Genomic DNA, 18,484 nt, shown 5'->3' with positions numbered 1-18,484 from the left:
GCTAACCCCTTTTACGCAATTGCTCTATAAGGCTGCCTAGTCAGCCCAGCTCGGAAAGCCGCATCACGTTGCTGATTGCGGCTTTTTTACTCCCTCTACAGAATCTAATTACACAGGGCTAAATGTCTCGTTAGTCGCGCGTCAACACGTGAAAACCTTTCTAATATTTATAAAAGCACATCAAAAAGATGGTAAATTGGTTAAATCGTAGAAGCCGCGCTTAAAAACTACGTAAATTAAACGCTGTTACCTTTCCTAATAGAGTCACAAAATAAAAGTACGTTTAACGCGAGACAAGGTGAGGTGCGTTGAGGTTTTACCAAGGAGTAAAAAGTTGTTCAGGGTTGGACTATTCATTTTAATAACATTAGTGAAATTTGCTCATGCAAATTCGAGTGACAGCATTGAGCAGAATAATGTTCTGGCGTTTCACGCAGACAATGCATTTCTTACTGAAAGGGTAAATCTACAAGGCAATCCCTATTCTACTTCTGTCGATACGGTACAAATGCTAGTTGATGAAATAGGGTATACAGATCCTGTGCTTCATGTTCCACTTGTGCGTTCTTTTGCGTATATGCAGCATGGCGAAAACATTTGCGTACTTAATAAAATAAAAGCACCAGAACGCGAAAAAAATCACCTTTACTCACTACCGCTTAGCTTTTTCCAGACACAGCGTTTTTACCAACTGGCTTCACTGCCACCAATAGAAAAGGAATTTTTAGATGAAAAAGGCCGAATACTGAGCATATCTCGCGTAATAGAAGCCTTTCCAGACTCTTTTATTGTGTTACCAGAAGAATACTCATTCGGTGAAAGGATAGACGACGATCTAAAGCAAGTTAGTCGAGAGCAAATCCTTCGTATAGCAAATAATATTTATTACTCTCGCTTTATGGAAATGTTTTCAAAAGGAAAGTCTGATTTTGCACTCATTTTTCCTGCAACTTTATACAGAAGTTTTGGAGAGAACATGCCTATTAAAGTGCGTAGTTACTCTATTGCAGATAACCCTGACTACGTATCAGGCCACGTTATCTGCCCCAATACTCCTCAGGGTGCAGAGCACATAGAGCGTATAAACGCTGCAATTAAACGCATCTATTTAACACCTGAGTTTATTAATGCTCATACGCGCTATTTGCCCGCTCAGGACAAACAAAACTTGCGAACTATCATCGAGCAATCTATTGAAAAGTTAATGCTGTCCAATTAATGACTTGGTTATTTTTTGACAAGTTTGAGTGACTATGACAGCTTAGGTAAATTAAATTATAAAGAGAAACTCGCGCCTGATAGCGGGAAAGGGAATTTCAAATGTATCAAAAGCTTGCCTGTGTTTTTATCTGCGCCTTATTTGCTTTTAGCCTTAGCTTTCACGTAAACGCCAAAGTGCGTGGCGAGGCCGTGGTTACAACAATAAAGTCAGAAATTTTGAATGAGTCGCGAGAACTGCTTATTCACTTACCTAATAACTATTCCCGCTACAAAGACACCACCTACTCAGTTTTATATTTGCTAGATGGACAGCGTAATTTTGCCCATACCGTAGGCACGCTTGATCTGCTAAATCAGTCTGGAATGGCGCAGGAAATGATTGTTATCGGTATTACCAACACCGAGCGCACGCGAGACTTCACACCTACCTATGATGAAAGCTACAACCAGTGGGGAATATCTGGTGGTGCCGACAACTTTTTAGACTTTCTAGAAAAAGAACTAAAGCCTTACGTAGGGGCAAACTATCGCACCAATAACTACGCGATTGTTTCTGGGCATTCATTAAGCGCACTTTTTACCTTATACGCACTGCGAGAGCGGCCTGAATTGTTTCAAGCTTACTTCGCATTTAGCCCAAGTTTGTGGTGGCACGACGAAGTGATATTTCCAGAGGCAAAAGCGTTCTTTGCGTCAGATAGCGACCTTAACAAATATCTATACATAAATATGGGTAACGAAGGTGGAAACATGCTAAGCGCATACGAACGTTACGTTGAACTGCTAAATAGCAGCGAACGAAAAGGGTTTACCTTTGATACCGAGCTAGATACATCTGAAAGCCACAATACGACTGCACTTGCAGGTATGAGCTTGGCGCTTCAAAAGCAGCTAAATTCGTTACGCCCAACAGGTGCGATAATACAAGAAGGTATTCCTGCGGTAGAGCAATACTATAAAGACCTTTCTGCAAAATACGCTTTTGAAGCAAAGCCAGAATATAAAGCCGTAAACCACGCGGGTTATGCGGCGTTAAACAAACAAGACTTTGACTCTGCCATTGCAATTTTTAAGAAAAATATAGCTCGCTTCCCTAACAAATCTGATGCCTACGACAGCCTGGCAGACGGTTATGAAGCTAACGGCGATTTAGCCATGGCACTTGAAATGCGAGAGAAAGCGCTAGCAATGAGCTATGAAGAAAATGTTGAAAATGGTGCTTTTAAAACGCGGTTGGCATACTTGCGAAAGAAGATTGCGGAAGGTACAGGCGACTAGCTATCAAGTGCCTGAACTAGAAAATCGTCAGCATTGACCGAATAATAGTAGGAACGTACTCTGGTACGTTCACTCGTAATGGAATACACATAATGACATCAATCAAGCTCTTCTCCTCTTTTACACTTTCGCTTTGTTTAGCGTCGTTATTGGGCTGTACAGAGCCTGAAACCTTTCCCGCCTCCCCTTCTGCTGCCGCAGAGTCAAAAGAAGCCAACCTTTTAAAAACAGGCCTTACTGAACGCATTCGAATTGAAGGGCAAGAGGTTGATTACCAATCTTTGGAGCAAAGACAAGCGCATTATGATGTACCTGGTGTGTCTGTCGCGTTTATGAGAAATGGGCAAATAGCTTGGACCATGCAAAGCGGCGTTAAAGATTTGACTTCTGAATTGGCTATTGATGAAAACACGGTGTTCCAAGCAGGCAGTATTTCTAAACCCGCATTTGCGGCAGTATTGGTGAAGTACCGCGAAGATAACCCACTAGATTTAGATGCAGATGTTAATACCTTACTCACCAGCTGGCAGTTGCCTGAACATGAATGGACAGGGCAAGACACTGTTTCTTTACGCAGATTATTAAGCCACACGGCAGGCACCACAGTACATGGCTTTCCTGGTTACGCAGCGGGCGAACCAGTACCTACTTTGCAGCAGGTGCTAGAAGGTGTATTTCCCGCCAATACCGATGCCGTTGTTGTTGATATTCAACCTGGCACGCAAATGCGTTATTCCGGTGGCGGTACTACGCTTGCTCAGCTTACCTTGCAAGACGTAGCTAACGAGCCCCTGCCAACTCTGTCACAACGGCTTTTGTTTAAACCTTTAGGCATGACACGTTCTGGCTTCGAGCAACCCATTGCAACAAACCTATCAAACAATATGGCGACGCCGTATGACGGAGACGGTGCGCCAATTAAGGGTGGCGCCCATACCTACGCCACATTAGCAGCTGCAGGCATGTGGAGTACGCCATCAGACATGTTGAAATTGGCAAGCGGCGTGCGCAGTGCGTATTTAGGGCAGAAAACCGACTGGATATCGCAAGCCACCGCGCAAAAAATGTTAACCAACAATACGCCAAGCACTGAGCCGCCTAACGTAGGAATAGGCTTTTTTATCAACATGAGTGACGATGGAGAAATTCTGGGCTTTGGTCACGGTGGCGCAGATGCTGGGTTTATGTCGCAGCTATACCTTGAACTAGATACCGGCAACGGCTACGCCATTATGACGAACGGCAATAACGGCAGGCAGTTAATAACTGAACTAGAAATACGCTTAAAAGAAACGTTAAACGTAGGTTACTCGGAAGCTGAGGTTAGGAAGTTAGTACCCATAAGCCAAAAGGAACTGAGTAAATACATTGGAACCTACGTGGTAACTAACCCAGTTAACGTTGATGTGGTACTAGAAAAAACAGTCAATGGTTTTGTGCTTAACGCCTTACCTTATGTTGAAAATGAAGAGTATTTTCATGAGGGTGGCGGGCGATTTTTTGCGAAGAATGGAAGTAGCGTTCGTTTTGAGATGGATGATGGAAATGGGCTGGTTAAGACGCTTGTTATGGATGGGAATATTCGGGGTGTTAGAAAAGAATAGATCATCGGGAGTGAACTGATACATGCCCCTAATTCTTTTTTTGTACCAGTTGCCGCCGTTAGTATATTCGAAGCCAGGCGGCTGCTATGTACGTTAAGCAGACACTGAGATACTTGTTCTAGGGTGACTGTTTTCATTGAGAAGCAAAATTCACTGCTACTAGTTTTGCGATTGCCAGTCGCCTAATAAATCATCAACGATTTGGGAATCTATACTAGCCATCACTTTCATTAGCAATTGAGATAAAGCTTGCACATCAAATTGAGAAACCTCGTTGGAATCACCATCTTTTGTCCTCCCGGCTCGGTGAACAATGTCGTGTCGAGTGATTATTGCTTTGGCAAGGCAGTCACTCAATTCCTCAGGAATACTGATTAATAAGACCGAGGAAAAGAAGTCCTTAATTGTCTTCACACTGTGGAAAGATAAACTGTCAATGCAATCAACAATTAACTTATCAAGCTGTTCCATTCTAAAGTAGATCTCTGTTATCTCGAATTTTTTTTGACTTTTAGCAAAAGGTTCGAATTTCTCAACAAATCTTCTCTTGATGGATTCTCTGTTCAGAACTTGTCGTTTTACGATATCCGACAAATAGGCTTCAAGTATGGTAACTAGTCCACTATATGAGATGCGTTGTAAAACTCTGTTAGCTTCATCCAACCGACTGAGATGTGTGATCTCATAAATTTCTACTTCCGCTCTTTCATAAAACTTAGTTTGGCCAGCTTGATATTCTGCCAGATCATCGAAATCTTCAACCCAACCGCTATCAATCAGACCTGATATATCCAGCTCGCAAACGACATCTGATTCTACTACTTGAAGAATCGCCCATGCGTAAGTAAAAGATGACTTACAAGGAAAATGATAAGCTCCAGCAGAGTAATTCGGATACTCATCGTAATTAGAACACATAAACTTAAGAAGATTTTGTTCTGCTGCTGTTAAATTTTTAGACTCAGTAGGTGATTTGATTTGAGTAGATTTGTTTTCAGATATGGAAATGGCTCTAGCGACGGGAATAAGCTTCAACCAACTATCGAAAGAACAGTTCAGAAGTCCGTCGATGTAACATAAATATTTGTCATGGTGCTCCGTAAGGTCTGTAACACTCAATAGTTCTTTCATTTCCTTGATCCATGAGAGCTTGACCTCGTCCATTTCTGTCTCAACTGCTAACCTGTTAACTCCCTGAAGCTCCAACCTTCGCCTAAGGGTTGCGGTATCCATACGATAGCCAATGAAAGAATCTTTAGGTACTTCTCTGACCCGATCGGTGTCGTTGAAGAGCCACTTATGATAGGTATTTTGCCATTCCTCAATAGAGTACTCTCCAAGTTCAACGCCAGCCCACGTAGACATAACACTAGATTCCTATTCTTTCATACTTGTCTTAGTTTCCAAGAGTACTGTCATCATTTTAATCCTTCAATTGACTGTCGAAAATATTGCCGAAGTCCGATACTGCCACATTCCGGATCGCTACTCGATTAGCCATGACCGACCGGATATTGTCTATTTGAGCCTGTAAATGCAGGCTGTGGGACAACAAAGTACGTAAACCGGACCTTGGAGCTATGCATTTTCCACCCTATTGATCATTAAACGGTAGAAGTCTAAAAGCATTATTTTATGTTATAGGCTTCGTACGCACCTTTGCCAACACCAATGAATATCGTGGCTCCAGTCTTTTGATCGGTCTTTAAGTAGAAAGATTGCTCATCTTTGGTCAATAAGCTCAGACGATATTGTGATGATAACGTGCCCGACCAATCAAATTTGTATCCCGCATTGGTGAGTCTTGTTGTTACAGCTTTAAATGATCCGCACATATTTATGATTTTAGTATCAAAGTGGCAGTCAACATCGGTTACTTGGTATTTTATATCTTTGTACAAATCATTTATTACAGCAATACCAAATCTAATATTTTCTATTTTATTGTAAACACAGCGCATACCGTTTAACTTTTTAGACATTGTGTATGCATAATTTCCACTTTTGCTATAAAGCACATTCATTAAATGAGGGCCTTCTTGAGGCGTATCCATAAGAGGGTGAAACCCCACTGGAACTAAGCTTTCATTTTCCATTACTGCAAATTGATACTTATTATCATCGGGAATACAGCCTTTTTGACCTTGGTACTCCGCCACCTCAAAGTTCGCTGGAAAAGCGGGTAATGGTAATTCTTTTGCTTGTGCATTAACCGATAGACAAAAATACAAGGCCAGAAGACAGGTGGTGATTGGTAATTTAATTTTAGCCATGCTTTACTCCTAAAGTCTGTTATCCCTTGGCTTTCTTGTAATAATCAAACTCACCCTTACCGATACCAATAATAATGGTTGCGCTTGTTTTAGCATCGGTCAGCAATAGGAATGACTGGTTTTCACCCGAGAGCATAGTGGCAATTTTGCCGTCAGCTCTTGTACCCTGCCAGTCGAACCGGTAATCCCTTTTAACCAATTTATTTGTTAAGGTGTGGTATGAGCCGCAAGTGTTAACTGCTTTTTCAGCAAAATTACAATCCTCAGGCGTTAGTGGTGACTTGGTTTTGGCTGCGATTGTGGTGAAGTTATTTGATAATTGATTACTAAATTTCATTGAAACATATTTGTCTGTTACGCACATCTTGCCATCCCCCTTAATTGATAAGGAATAGCCATAGCCTTTTTCTGCATTATACATCATAGACATAACATGAAGACCGTTTTTTCTTGTTTCTAATAAAGGATGTCCACCTACTCTCTCCATCCCTTCATTTTTCATCACGGCGAATTCATATCTATCATCATTAGGAATACAGCCCTTTTGTCCTTGATATTCAGCGGTTTCGAAACTTGCAGGGAAAGATGGGAATTTTAATTCATCTTGTGCTTGTGCACCGAATGATACGCTCAAAACCATCACGCTTGCGGTAAGAAAAGTTAGTGCATTGCGGTGTGCAACTAATAAACCTTTTGACTGAGACATAAGCAAAGTGGATAAAGTTGTGGAATTGTTACTATTTCCCTGCATGGTGCTATTCCGATTGTTCTTTGTTGGTCATTAAATCGTCAATGAACATCAAATGCAATTCGTTGTAGCCATTCATACTTTTTTTCCAGCAAATGGCCGCGACCGTATTTCGGACCACGAGTTTTATGCCCCATTAGTTCATCGATAATTTCTTCCGGCGCGCCAATATCCCGTAAACGGTCTTTGAATGTATGCCGGAGTGAATAGAGCGTGTTACTGGGAGAAGGGCGCATTTGTTTTCCCGTAGGTATTTGTTAATCGCCGTAGAGGCGGAATCAGGTATTGGGTAGCGATCAAGAAAACCCTTTGGCTGTTGCTGGAAGGCATGAAGGGATTCTCCGACCAAGGGTATTTTGCGCTGAGAATGAGGTGTTTTTAGTGCGTGGCCTTCATAGGGTTGTATCCAGACAAACGGAATCTGGCCATGCAAGATGATGTCTTGTTGCCTAAGCCCAATCAGTTCCTCTAAGTGGGGGGAAGGTCTGCAATTCGTCTAAAACGGACTTCTAAACACTAAAACTTGAAACAAAAAAGGCGAACCAACCGGTTCGCCTTTCAAATCAATCAAGCTCTAACAGCAACGCAGCTAAACCACCCTACTCTTCAACATAGCTCTCAATACTAGGGCAAGAACAGATCAGGTTCCGGTCGCCATAAACGTCATCAATACGGTTAACCGTTGGCCAGAACTTGTTTCTGTGTACTTCTGGAGCTGGGTACGCCGCTAGCATGCGGTCGTAGCTGCGGTTCCAGTCGCTGTCACAGATGTCAGCTAGTGTGTGCGGTGCATTGTGTAGCGGGTTGTCAGTCGCATCCCACTCGCCGCTTTCTACTTTCGCAATTTCTTGGCGAATGCTAACCATAGCGTTGATGAAACGGTCTAGTTCGTACTTCGCTTCCGACTCGGTTGGTTCAATCATAAGTGTACCCGCTACAGGGAAGCTCATGGTTGGCGCGTGGAAACCGTAGTCGTTTAGGCGCTTCGCAATGTCTAGCTCGGTCACACCGCTTGCTTCTTTAAGCGGGCGAAGGTCAATAATACATTCGTGCGCTACGCGGCCATTGTTGCCTTTGTAAAGCACTGGGAAGTGCCCTTCTAGCTTCTTAGCCACATAGTTAGCGTTCAGAATAGCGACTTCGGTTGCACGGCGAAGGCCAGCGCTACCCATCATTTTGATGTACATGTAGCTAATAGGCAGAATCGATGCACTGCCCCATGGTGCTGCCGATACCGCACCACAGTCTTTGCCTGCCGTTTCTACGTTAACAACCGTGTGGTTTGGTAGGAATGGCGCAAGGTGCGACTTAACACCAATTGGTCCCATACCTGGGCCACCACCGCCGTGTGGAATACAGAAGGTTTTGTGTAGGTTAAGGTGCGACACGTCTGAACCAATGAAGCCAGGTGACGTAATGCCCACCTGCGCGTTCATGTTCGCGCCGTCCATGTAAACCTGACCGCCGTATTGGTGAACAATGTCACAAATCTCGCGCACGGTTTCTTCATATACACCGTGGGTAGACGGGTATGTGATCATGGCGCACGATAGGTTGTCACCCACTTCTTCCGCTTTCTTGCGAAGGTCGTTAAGGTCTACGTTACCTTTGCTATCACACGCAACTACTACCACTTTAAGGCTAACCATTTGTGCAGACGCTGGGTTAGTACCGTGGGCAGAGCTTGGAATTAAGCACACGTTTCTGTGACCTTCGCCACGGCTTTCATGGTAACGCTGAATAGCCAATAGGCCTGCGTATTCACCTTGCGCACCTGAGTTAGGCTGCATTGAAAGCGCGTCGTAACCTGTTACGTTAATTAACCACTCGCTTAGCTCGGCAATCATTTCTTGATAGCCCGCAGCTTGGTCTAGTGGTGCAAACGGGTGAAGCTGACCGAATTCAGCCCATGTCACTGGGATCATTTCAGCCGTTGCGTTTAGCTTCATGGTGCACGAGCCCAATGAAATCATTGAGTGGTTAAGCGCCAAGTCTTTGTTTTCAAGGCTCTTGATGTAACGAAGCATCTCTGTTTCAGAGTGATACTTGTTAAACACTTCGTGCGTTAGGAAGTCGCTAGTACGTACTAAACCTTCAGGAATAGATTTTACGTCTTGCGTGGTTACTTCTGCATCCAGACCTTCCACTGTTAAGCCGTGCTCTTCACCAAGCAATACGTCGAATAGCGCAACAATGTCTTCACGTGTGGTAGTTTCGTCTAGCGACACACCTACCGCACCTTCAAGGTCTGCGCGCAGGTTCATGCCTTTTGCGTAGGCTTTTGCTAGTACGTCTTCTTTGTTGTCTACCATTACGGTTAGCGTGTCGAAGTACGTGCTGTGCTTTAGAGCTACACCTTTCTGATTCAAACCAGTAGCAAGAATGTCGGCGAAGCGGTGAATGCGCTCAGCAATAGTTTTAAGGCCTTGAGGGCCGTGGTACACCGCGTAGAAGCTTGCCATGTTGGCTAACAGCACCTGCGCTGTACAGATGTTCGAGTTCGCTTTTTCGCGGCGAATGTGTTGTTCACGAGTTTGTAGCGCCATGCGAAGTGCTGGGCGACCACGGGTGTCTTTACTCACACCAATAATACGGCCAGGTAGTGAACGCTTGTAGCTGTCGCGTGTAGCAAAGAATGCCGCGTGTGGACCACCGTAGCCCATTGGTACACCAAAGCGCTGTGCACTACCAAGTGCAACGTCTGCACCTAGCTCGCCAGGCGACTTAAGCATAACCAAGCTCATTAGGTCAGCGGCTACTGCTACAATGCCTTTTTTCGCTTGTACCGCAGCAATGATGTCGCTGATGTCTTTTACTTCACCGGTAGAGGTTGGATATTGAAGTAGCGCACCGAATACGTCATGTTCTGCTGCTTCTTCTGCCGCACCTTTGATGATTTCAAAACCGAACATTTCAGCGCGAGTTTCAACCACGTCAACTGTTTGCGGGTGAACGTCGTTAGCAATAAAGAACGCATTCGCTTTTTTGTTCTTAGACACACGCTTAGCAAGACCCATGGCTTCTGCTGCCGCTGTACCTTCATCAAGTAATGACGCAGATGCTAGCTCTAGGCCAGTTAGGTCAATGGTTACTTGTTGGAAGTTAAGAATAGCTTCCAAACGACCTTGAGCAATTTCTGGCTGGTAAGGCGTGTACGCTGTGTACCAACCTGGGTTTTCTAGTACGTTGCGAAGAATAACGTTTGGTACGTGTGTATCGTAGTAACCCATACCAATGAAAGAACGGTTAATTTTGTTCTTTTGTGCAACGGCTTTAAGTTCACTTAATGCTTCAACTTCTGTCGCCCCTTCACCACATTTTAGTGGCTCTGGTAGCGCAATACCTGCCGGTACAGTTTGCTCAATTAAATCGTCTAGTGAGCTTGCACCAATAGCAGACAGCATTTCTTCAATTTCGCCTTTACCCGGGCCAATGTGACGGCGGATAAAAGTATCTTTTTGCTCTAGTTGAGCCAATGTAGGGGAAGTATTCGACATAACGTTGTTAAGCACTCGTAATGGTTGCCGCAAGGGCGCGTTAAATCTTTAAGTTAAAAAGGGGCTGAATTATCTTCATGCCCCTTTTCAAATTATGGTTCTTTTAAAACTGCGAAACGAATTACTCTTCGTCGATGCTGTTTTCGTAGCCTTCAGCGTCTAGTAGACCTTCTACTTCTGCCGCATCGTCAGCTTTAATTTTGAATAGCCAACCGTCGCCGTACGGGTCAGTGTTAACTAGTTCTGGTGAATCTTCTAGGTCTTCGTTAATTGCTACAATTTCACCTGAAATTGGCGCGTAAACGTCAGACGCTGCTTTTACCGATTCAGCAACACATACGTCGTCGCCAGTGCTTACTGCGTCGCCAACATCTGGCAAATCAACGAAAACCATGTCGCCAAGTAAGCCTTGTGCGTGCTCAGAAATACCTACAGTGAAAACACCGTCACCTTCAGGGCGAACCCATTCGTGCGTAGCGGCATAGCGTAAATCAGTTGGGATGTTGCTCATAATCGTTCCTGTTATTCTCTGTTAACTTATAAAACACTTTTTCCATTGCGAACAAAGGAGGGCTTAACCACTTTTACTGTAACCCACTTTTTGCGCATTTCCACTTCTACTGTTTCACCAACATCACTTGGTACTCGTGCCATCGCAATTGAGTGACCTAAAGTTGGAGAGAACGTACCTGAAGTGATAACGCCTTCGCCGCTTTCTGTTTTCACTTTAAGACCGTGACGCAGCACGCCTTTTTCAGTCATCACCAAGCCTACTAGCTTGTCGGTACCCGCTTCGCGCTGCGCTTCTAGTGCTTTACGCCCTACGAAGTCACGATCAGCCGGTTCCCATGTAATTGTCCAGCCCATGTTAGCCGCTAGTGGTGATACGGTTTCATCCATATCTTGGCCGTACAGGTTCATGCCTGCTTCTAGGCGAAGTGTGTCGCGAGCACCCAGGCCGCATCGCTTAACGCCCGCGTCTAGTAGTGCTTGCCAGAAGCTTTCCGCTTGCTCAGCTGGCACCATAATTTCGTAGCCTGCTTCACCGGTATAACCTGTGGTAGCAATAAATAAGTCTTCTGCTTGTACACCAAAGAATGGCTTCATGCCCGCTACCGCTTCTTTTTGCGCTGCGCTGAACAAGGTGGCGGCTTTTTCTTTTGCGTTAGGACCTTGAACGGCAATCATGGCAAATTCAGGGCGCTCGGTGATGGTCACCTCAAAGCCTTCTGCTTTGCTCATTAACCAGTTCATGTCTTTTTCGCGCGTTGCTGAGTTAACCACTAAACGATAGTTAGTCTCGTCGAAGTGATAAACGATAAGGTCGTCTACAACACCGCCATCTTCGTTAAGCATGCCGCTGTATAGCGCTTTGCCTTTGTCTTTTAGTTTTGCCACATCGTTGGCTAAAAGGTACTGAAGATACGCTTTTGCTTGTGCGCCTTTTACGTCAACAATGGTCATGTGAGACACATCGAACATACCGGCGTCTTGACGCACAGCGTGATGCTCTTCAATTTGTGAACCATAGTTAATTGGCATATCCCAGCCGAAGAAATCGACCATTTTCGCACCGGCTTCTAGGTGCTTTGCGTGTAGGGCGGTGGTACTAGACATTCCACTTACTCTTTTTAATTTGAAAGGTAGAAAACGAAATTGAGTATAGTGAGCTAACGTTTATGCAACAAATTGGAATTTCTTATCAATACATTTATATTTATAATGTATTGGTTAAACTACATTAAGATTGCAAATCAACATGAAGCAGCTTTCCCTTGATACCTTACGAACCTTCGTTAGCGTTATTGAACTTGGTGGCTACGCTAAAGCGGGCGACTTCTTAGGCCGTTCTCAACCGGCAATAAGCCTACAAATTAAAAAGTTAGAGTCGCAGTTAGACCGCAAGCTATTTACTAAAGTTGGGCAACGGCATGTACCTAGCGCCGACGGCAATTGGCTGTACCCAAAGGCGAAAGAACTGCTAGAGCTTAACGATAACATCTTTCGCAGCTTAACCCCTGCCCCGCTTAGCGGTCGCTTGCGCCTTGGCATTCCCAATGAATTTGCTTCTACATTATTGCCGGGTCTAATTGGCGAATTTTCTAAGCGCTATCCCGATGTATCACTTGAAGTGACCTCTGCCTTAAGCCGTGACTTGCTGCACCCGACTCAGCGCGATCATTTCGATTTGATTTTGGCGTTGGTTAACCCGGGCGAGCAGACAGAAGGCGAAGTAGTGTTAGAAGATGATGTAGTTTGGGTTGGCGACACGGCTCACCCGTTGGTTGGCAACAACATTCCTTTGGTGCTTGCTCCCGATGGATGCATGTATCGAAGCCGCGTTATTGAGCAGTTAAAGCAGCAAACCTTTGCATGGAAAATTAGCTATACCAATGCAGATTTAGGTGGATTGGTTGCCGCCATTCAACAGGGGCTAGGCGTGACAGCTCTAGCAAAATCTAGCTTACCGGCAAACCTTGTAGCGCTAAACCACCCGCACCTGCCCAAATTAGGCAAGGTAAATATTTGCTTATTTAACCAAGACACCCAGCACCCGGTAATAAGTAAAACACTCGCCGAATTTTTTAAAGTTCGGCTAACCCAATAAAAATTGGGGGGTCAGAGTACTTTTTCTGCCCCACCGTTCTTATTCAATTAGCTTTAGCCATCACTCGTGATGGTTTCGATAAGCTCGCCGAGTACAGTTTCGGCTTTGCTGGTTTCAACCTGACATGTACCTGCGTTCATGTGACCACCGCCGCCATACTTCAAGCACAACTCTCCCACATTGGTTTTTGAGCTACGATTAGTAATGGATTTACCAATAGCAAATACCACGTTTTGCTTTTTAAGCCCCCACATATTGTGAATAGAGATATTGCAGTCGGGGTACATGGCATAAATAACAAACCGGTTTGTCGCGTAAATGGTTTCTTGGTCGGTTAAATCAAGCACTACTAGGTTGTCGTATACGGTAGAACACTTGGCAATTTGCGCCTTCGCCATTTCATTGTGCTCGTGGTACAAACTCACGCGCTCGGCCACGTCTTCCATTTGCAGTATTTCTTCAATGCTATGGTCTTTGCACGCATCTATTAGCTTCATCATTAGCTGATAGTTAGAGATTTTGAAATCTCTGAAACGACCAAGCCCAGTTCGCGCATCCATGATGAAATTCATGAGCACCCAATCTGTGGGCTCAAGGATTTCTTCTTCGCTAAACTGTGCAGAGTCTCCTTTATCTACCGCATCCATCATATCTACTGAGATGTTAGGAAATTTATCTGCACCACCGTAATAGTCGTAAACAACGCGCGCCGCCGACGGCGCTTTCGGGTCAATGATGTGATTATCAATATCGCCTGAGTTACGCACTGTTTCGCTTAAGTGATGGTCGAAGGCAATATGGCAACCCGCAACGTAAGGCAGGTTAGTAGTGATATCATTCTCGGTAATATCAATTTTACCGTCTTGCATGTCTTTTGGATGAACAAACAAAATATCGTCAATTAAGTCTAAATCTTTCAATAAAACCGCACATACCAGTCCATCGAAATCACTTCGCGTAACCAATCTAAATTTTCTTTCAGGCATAGTTTATCCATCATTCACTTAGGTAATATTTTTAAGTGTAACAGCTAATAAAAATTTTGAGAGGCAGGTTTATTAACTTCTTATTTAGCTTAATAAATTCAGCAATTTACCCAGCGGTTTCGCCAAACTTTCTGGCGGTTCGGTAAAGTAAGCGGGGCCTGTTTCTGTCATGTACAAACAGTCTTCTAAGCGCACACCAAATTCACCCGGAATATAGATACCTGGCTCATTAGAAAAGCACATGCCTTTTCTAAGTGGCGTATTTTCACCACGCACGAAGTTAACACTCTCGTGTCCTTCCATGCCGATACCGTGACCTGTTCTGTGACTTAGCCCAGGCAATGCATAGTCTTTGCTGTACCCTTTGCTGGCGTAGAATTGGCGCACTGCATCATCCACTTTGCCTGCTGGCTCACCAATTTTAGCTGCGGCAAATGCTACGTTCTGCCCTTCCCTTACTGTATGCCATACGTCCTGAACTTTCTGAGGCGCCTTGCCAAATACCAAAGTACGACTTATGTCGCTTTGGTAACCGTGCACGCTGCAACCGCTGTCTAGCAAGATCACCGAACCTTCTTTGATAGTTTGTGCTGCATTTGTGCCATGAGGATAAGCACTTGCATCGTTAAACAGCGCCAAACACCATGTACCGCTGCCGCCTAAGTGCTGCTGTGCGGTGTTCATCAAACTTTTTACATCCTGCTGACTCATGCCAAGCTTTAGGTTGCTAAAAACAAACTCGTAAGCACGTAAAGTAACTTCATTGGCCTTATGCATAAGTGCCAGTTCACTCGCAGTTTTATACATGCGACAACCAAGTGTAATTGGCTCGGCGGGAACGATATGAATGTTTGGTAGCGCTCGGCTGACTCCGGTAACTACAAAGTAGCGTACGCTGCTTTCAAAGCCGATATTGCCGCTTGTTATACCGCGCGACTTTAAAATATTGGCTACGACATCAAACGGGCTTTCATGCTCTTGCCACACTCTTACATCATCGCCTATAGCTAACGACTCAAGCACACTTGGCTTTTCGAAAAATGGCGTTACCACCGCCATGTCACCTTTTTGAGGGATAACCAGCGCGGTCAAGCGCTCACTACGCCACCAATTAATCCCTGAAAAATAATCCATTGCAGCGCCAGGCTCGACCAGAATTGCCGCAATGTCTTGGGCTTTCATAAGCGACTGCGCTTTTTCAATACGCGCTTTGCGTTCTTCTACGGTAATCGGCTTCGCATTTGCGGTGATATCACTTAGCCCGCTTAAACCGTTAATGTCTGTTGCATTGGTTTGATTAATTGCAGCCATAGAAGCCACAGGAGCAAGCGCAAAGCTAGCGCCCGCTAATTTCAAGAAATGTCGCTTATCCATGTTCCTTTCCTGTCGTTTTAATTAAGGTTGTTTAGCACTTTTTTGTTTTATGAAAATAACATTCAATTGATTTTGTACTAAAAACTTCAGTGTTTAATATTGTCAGTACTTTATGCCCACATAACAAAGATTGCGGCAAGCCCAATAAGAAGTAAGCCAGCAATTTCGCGTTTTGTGACTGCATTTTTTAGCCAGTAATGTGAGAGTATCAAGGTAAGTAACACCTCTAACTGCCCAAGCGTTTTTACTAGCGCCACATGTTGCAATGCCATAGCGGTGAACCAACAAATTGAGCCCAAACAGCTTACCGTGCTAATCGCTAGCACCTGCTTTTTAGCGTTGGTTAGCTGTCTGAACACGAAGGGTTTAGTTAGCGCAATATAACCACTTAAACTTATCGTTTGTACACATAGCACCCATAACAACACCCAAGCAGCAGCCACTGTATGCTGAACATTTAGCATATGGCTAGCCTCGCGCACCAACAGTGATGTAAGCGCAAAACAGGTACCGCAAGCAAGACCTATTACCATGGTTTTCACACTAATCCCATGGAGCCGATTGCCACTGCTTAACACAAATACTGCTATTGCGCCTATTACTATGCCCGCCCACCCAAGGGGCGTTAAATAACTTCCGAAAAAGAGCATGCCTACAACGCCGGCCACCAAGGCCTCACTCTTCGCTAGACCTGCGCCAATGGCAAAATTCTTCTGCTTGAACAAAATCACCATTAAAGAAGTGGCCGCTATTTGAAGTAGCGAAGCACACAATATCACTGTAATAAAAAAGCCTGAGAACTCAGGCACTTGACTGGCGCTACTGCTGTAGAGAATGAGTAAATAGACGAGAGCTATTGGCGGAGCCAAAATAAAGCGAGAGAGCGTCACCCCAGAGGTGTTAACTGCACCGCTCAGCTTACTCTGAAGTGCATTGCGCACGGTTTGCATAACAACCGCGCCCAACGTAAATAAAATCCAACTCATTAGCGTCGCTTTACCTTGTTATATCGCTACCTACAGTTAAGCGTGAATTACTTTGCCTTTTTCACTTCCATTGCCTGTGTGCGCTTGTCTTTAAAATCAGAGTCACGTTTCCAGTATGGCCACACATCGCCTTGGGCGTAATAGTTCAGCATAGAGCCGATAAGTGAGAGGTCTTGTTGCACACCACCTAATGTCCAGCTTGGAAGGTAGTCATCATCTGCTTTATGATAGCGTTTGGCGATGAAGCTAGGGTCGGTATCGCCTAAGCTCATGAACAAAATTGAGGGCACGCCCTGCTTAGCAAGCGCGAAGTGATCTGAGCGGAAGAACAGTCCATTTTGAGGTCTCGGATCCATTTTGACGTTTCGCCCTTGTAGCGCGGCAGCTGTTGCTAAATCGTCTTCAATAGATAAATAACCTTCGCCGTACTGCAAAATGTAATCAACATCATCGTTTACATTCATGCCGTCGATATTTAAAAAAGCCACCATGTTCGATGTTGGTACCGGTGGATTATTTGCAAAATAATCGGCACCGAGTAGCCCTGTTTCCTCTGCGGTAAACGCACTAAACATTAGTGTACGCGCAAAGCCCTCATCGCGTTTTGACAGCGCATCTGCCAATGTAAGCACACCTGCTACGCCTGACGCGTTGTCTACCGCACCATTGTAAATAGTGGTTTGACCGTTCTTCTCAACTTTGCCTAGGTGGTCCCAGTGAGCGTGAAGCATCACCCATTCTTCTGGCTTATCTGTACCTTCTAAAATGCCTGCAACATTTTGCGACTCGGCACGCTCAATAGTATTGGTGAAACCCAATGATGCTTTTGTGTTTAGCGCGATGGGCATAAATCCTGGCTTTGAAGCTTTGTCTTTAAGCTCGCCATAATCCATACCCACTTTTTCAAATAGCTGTCTTGCGGCATTTAAATGAAGCCAACCCATTACACCGACTTGTGAAGCATTGTTGTTGTCGTCGACTAAACTGAATTTGGTATTGGAATTTGAGTTTTCGACTACGCCCCACCCGTAACCCGCAGGCATGGTTTCATGAATAATGAAAACCGCTTCTGCCCCCTGCCTGGCTGCTTCTTCGTACTTATATGTCCAGCGACCGTAATAAGTCATTGCGTTGCCCTGAAAAAGCTCTGGATCTTTAGAAGCGAAACCCGGGTCATTTACCAGCAATACAACGGTTTTTCCTTTTACATCCAGGCCTGCGTAATCATTCCAATTGTACTCTAGGGCATTAATGCCATAACCCACAAAAACTACATCACTATTAGCAAGTGAGTAGTCATTAACAATGCGCTGAGTACGGGCTGTAAAGTCGCTGCCTGCGCTAAAATCAAGCCCGCCTATTTTTAACGATGAGATGTTCTTAGGCGTTATTTTGGCTAAAGGCACAGCTTGGGTGTAGCTATCGCCAAAGGCTGGCTTCAACCCTAGCTTTTTGTATTGGGTTACCAAGTAATCGACTGTTTTCTCTTCACCTTTCGACAAAGGCCCTCGCCCTTCAAACTCATCGCTTGCCAGTGTTTTAACGTGCTGACGATATACGTCCAAATCGATAGAGGCATTACTCAGCGTCATCTTTTTGCTTTTTGTTGTCGCCGACGATTCAACCGAGGCTAAATTAGAAGCAGGTACTTCGGCATTCGCCGAACCAGTCATTAAAGTAGAAGTAAGTACAGAAGCAGCGCAGACAAAGGAAAAGGCGCGATAAGGTTTGCAAAGATAAGTAAACATAAGCCATTGGTACAAATAAAAAAGGATACCGAAGAGTATCCTGTACCGCTGACTATCTCAACGCCGAAACGACTAAACCACAAGAATGGGGTCAGAGTCTGAGGTATCCCCACAAATAATATAACGATATCAGCGAGATAAAAAAGATAGGAACATTCATG

General features: G+C 44.5%; 15 protein-coding genes. 4 read left to right on the top strand and 11 right to left on the bottom strand.

Going from position 1 to position 18,484, the window contains the following annotated elements; all coding sequences use genetic code 11:
- Window positions 1-370: 370 nt before the first annotated feature.
- The 3 genes from QME20_RS05335 (at window position 371) to QME20_RS05325 (ending at window position 4,103) form a co-directional block, all read left to right on the top strand.
- Window positions 371-1,219 carry a hypothetical protein gene (locus QME20_RS05335; RefSeq protein ID WP_281715559.1) on the top strand — a complete coding sequence of 283 codons (849 nt, stop codon included), beginning with the start codon at window positions 371-373 and terminating at the stop codon, window positions 1,217-1,219.
- Window positions 1,220-1,320: 101 nt separating this feature from the next.
- The gene (locus QME20_RS05330) at window positions 1,321-2,499 is read left to right on the top strand and encodes an alpha/beta hydrolase-fold protein (protein WP_187446487.1); all 1,179 of its coding nucleotides are present in this window, start codon (window positions 1,321-1,323) and stop codon (window positions 2,497-2,499) included.
- Between the two features lie 92 nt (window positions 2,500-2,591).
- Window positions 2,592-4,103, top strand: coding sequence for a serine hydrolase domain-containing protein (locus QME20_RS05325; RefSeq protein ID WP_281715558.1), 1,512 nt, complete (start codon window positions 2,592-2,594; stop codon window positions 4,101-4,103).
- Window positions 4,104-4,262: 159 nt separating this feature from the next.
- Here the strand turns inward: QME20_RS05325 and QME20_RS05320 are convergent, their stop codons facing one another.
- The 7 genes from QME20_RS05320 to gcvT form a co-directional block, all read right to left on the bottom strand.
- Complete coding sequence (locus QME20_RS05320; protein WP_281715557.1) at window positions 4,263-5,468, bottom strand: HEPN/Toprim-associated domain-containing protein; 1,206 nt, start codon at window positions 5,466-5,468, stop codon at window positions 4,263-4,265.
- Window positions 5,469-5,731: 263 nt separating this feature from the next.
- Window positions 5,732-6,376, bottom strand: a complete 645-nt coding sequence (locus QME20_RS05315; protein WP_281715556.1) for a hypothetical protein — start codon at window positions 6,374-6,376, stop codon at window positions 5,732-5,734.
- A 19-nt stretch (window positions 6,377-6,395) separates the two neighbouring features.
- Window positions 6,396-7,127, bottom strand: a complete 732-nt coding sequence (locus QME20_RS05310; RefSeq protein WP_281715555.1) for a hypothetical protein — start codon at window positions 7,125-7,127, stop codon at window positions 6,396-6,398.
- Between the two features lie 38 nt (window positions 7,128-7,165).
- Window positions 7,166-7,360: a hypothetical protein gene (locus QME20_RS05305; protein WP_281715554.1), complete on the bottom strand. Its 195-nt coding sequence runs from the start codon at window positions 7,358-7,360 to the stop codon at window positions 7,166-7,168.
- Window positions 7,361-7,723: 363 nt separating this feature from the next.
- Window positions 7,724-10,621: an aminomethyl-transferring glycine dehydrogenase gene (gene gcvP, locus QME20_RS05300; RefSeq protein WP_281715553.1), complete on the bottom strand. Its 2,898-nt coding sequence runs from the start codon at window positions 10,619-10,621 to the stop codon at window positions 7,724-7,726.
- A 121-nt stretch (window positions 10,622-10,742) separates the two neighbouring features.
- Complete coding sequence (gene gcvH / locus QME20_RS05295) at window positions 10,743-11,132, bottom strand: glycine cleavage system protein GcvH (protein ID WP_281715552.1); 390 nt, start codon at window positions 11,130-11,132, stop codon at window positions 10,743-10,745.
- A gap of 26 nt (window positions 11,133-11,158) precedes the next feature.
- Complete coding sequence (gene gcvT, locus QME20_RS05290) at window positions 11,159-12,238, bottom strand: glycine cleavage system aminomethyltransferase GcvT (protein WP_281715551.1); 1,080 nt, start codon at window positions 12,236-12,238, stop codon at window positions 11,159-11,161.
- Between the two features lie 142 nt (window positions 12,239-12,380).
- On the opposite strand from gcvT, the gene QME20_RS05285 reads away from it, so the two are divergent.
- Window positions 12,381-13,229 (top strand): LysR family transcriptional regulator, encoded by an 849-nt coding sequence (locus tag QME20_RS05285; protein WP_049587958.1) that lies wholly within the window; start codon window positions 12,381-12,383, stop codon window positions 13,227-13,229.
- Between the two features lie 53 nt (window positions 13,230-13,282).
- Here the strand turns inward: QME20_RS05285 and QME20_RS05280 are convergent, their stop codons facing one another.
- From QME20_RS05280 to QME20_RS05265, 4 genes are all read right to left on the bottom strand, one after another.
- Window positions 13,283-14,215, bottom strand: coding sequence for an exopolyphosphatase (locus tag QME20_RS05280; protein ID WP_281715550.1), 933 nt, complete (start codon window positions 14,213-14,215; stop codon window positions 13,283-13,285).
- Window positions 14,216-14,299: 84 nt separating this feature from the next.
- On the bottom strand, window positions 14,300-15,589 hold the full coding sequence (locus QME20_RS05275) for a Xaa-Pro peptidase family protein (protein ID WP_281715549.1): 1,290 nt from the start codon (window positions 15,587-15,589) through the stop codon (window positions 14,300-14,302).
- Between the two features lie 110 nt (window positions 15,590-15,699).
- Window positions 15,700-16,575, bottom strand: a complete 876-nt coding sequence (locus tag QME20_RS05270; RefSeq protein ID WP_281715548.1) for an EamA family transporter — start codon at window positions 16,573-16,575, stop codon at window positions 15,700-15,702.
- A gap of 47 nt (window positions 16,576-16,622) precedes the next feature.
- A complete protein-coding gene (locus tag QME20_RS05265) occupies window positions 16,623-18,167 on the bottom strand; it encodes a M28 family metallopeptidase (protein WP_281715627.1) in 1,545 nt (514 codons plus the stop codon).
- Window positions 18,168-18,484: the final 317 nt, after the last annotated feature.

The sequence above is a fragment of the Alteromonas sp. CyTr2 genome, from assembly GCF_947311905.1.
Lineage (GTDB): Bacteria > Pseudomonadota > Gammaproteobacteria > Enterobacterales > Alteromonadaceae > Alteromonas > Alteromonas macleodii.
Note: the sequence above shows the minus strand (reverse complement) of the source record. Positions and strands in the feature narration are given on the sequence as shown.

Bases quoted from the DNA above. Each gene is read 5' to 3' on its own strand.
- QME20_RS05330 (WP_187446487.1), top strand. From the start codon at position 1,321: ATGTATCAAAAGCTTGCCTGTGTTTTTATCTGCGCCTTATTTGCTTTT.
- QME20_RS05325 (WP_281715558.1), top strand. From the start codon at position 2,592: ATGACATCAATCAAGCTCTTCTCCTCTTTTACACTTTCGCTTTGTTTA.
- QME20_RS05320 (WP_281715557.1), bottom strand. From the start codon at position 5,468: ATGTCTACGTGGGCTGGCGTTGAACTTGGAGAGTACTCTATTGAGGAA.
- QME20_RS05315 (WP_281715556.1), bottom strand. From the start codon at position 6,376: ATGGCTAAAATTAAATTACCAATCACCACCTGTCTTCTGGCCTTGTAT.
- QME20_RS05310 (WP_281715555.1), bottom strand. From the start codon at position 7,127: ATGCAGGGAAATAGTAACAATTCCACAACTTTATCCACTTTGCTTATG.
- QME20_RS05305 (WP_281715554.1), bottom strand. From the start codon at position 7,360: ATGCGCCCTTCTCCCAGTAACACGCTCTATTCACTCCGGCATACATTC.
- gcvP (WP_281715553.1), bottom strand. From the start codon at position 10,621: ATGTCGAATACTTCCCCTACATTGGCTCAACTAGAGCAAAAAGATACT.
- gcvH (WP_281715552.1), bottom strand. From the start codon at position 11,132: ATGAGCAACATCCCAACTGATTTACGCTATGCCGCTACGCACGAATGG.
- gcvT (WP_281715551.1), bottom strand. From the start codon at position 12,238: ATGTCTAGTACCACCGCCCTACACGCAAAGCACCTAGAAGCCGGTGCG.
- QME20_RS05285 (WP_049587958.1), top strand. From the start codon at position 12,381: ATGAAGCAGCTTTCCCTTGATACCTTACGAACCTTCGTTAGCGTTATT.
- QME20_RS05280 (WP_281715550.1), bottom strand. From the start codon at position 14,215: ATGCCTGAAAGAAAATTTAGATTGGTTACGCGAAGTGATTTCGATGGA.
- QME20_RS05275 (WP_281715549.1), bottom strand. From the start codon at position 15,589: ATGGATAAGCGACATTTCTTGAAATTAGCGGGCGCTAGCTTTGCGCTT.
- QME20_RS05270 (WP_281715548.1), bottom strand. From the start codon at position 16,575: ATGAGTTGGATTTTATTTACGTTGGGCGCGGTTGTTATGCAAACCGTG.
- QME20_RS05265 (WP_281715627.1), bottom strand. From the start codon at position 18,167: ATGACGCTGAGTAATGCCTCTATCGATTTGGACGTATATCGTCAGCAC.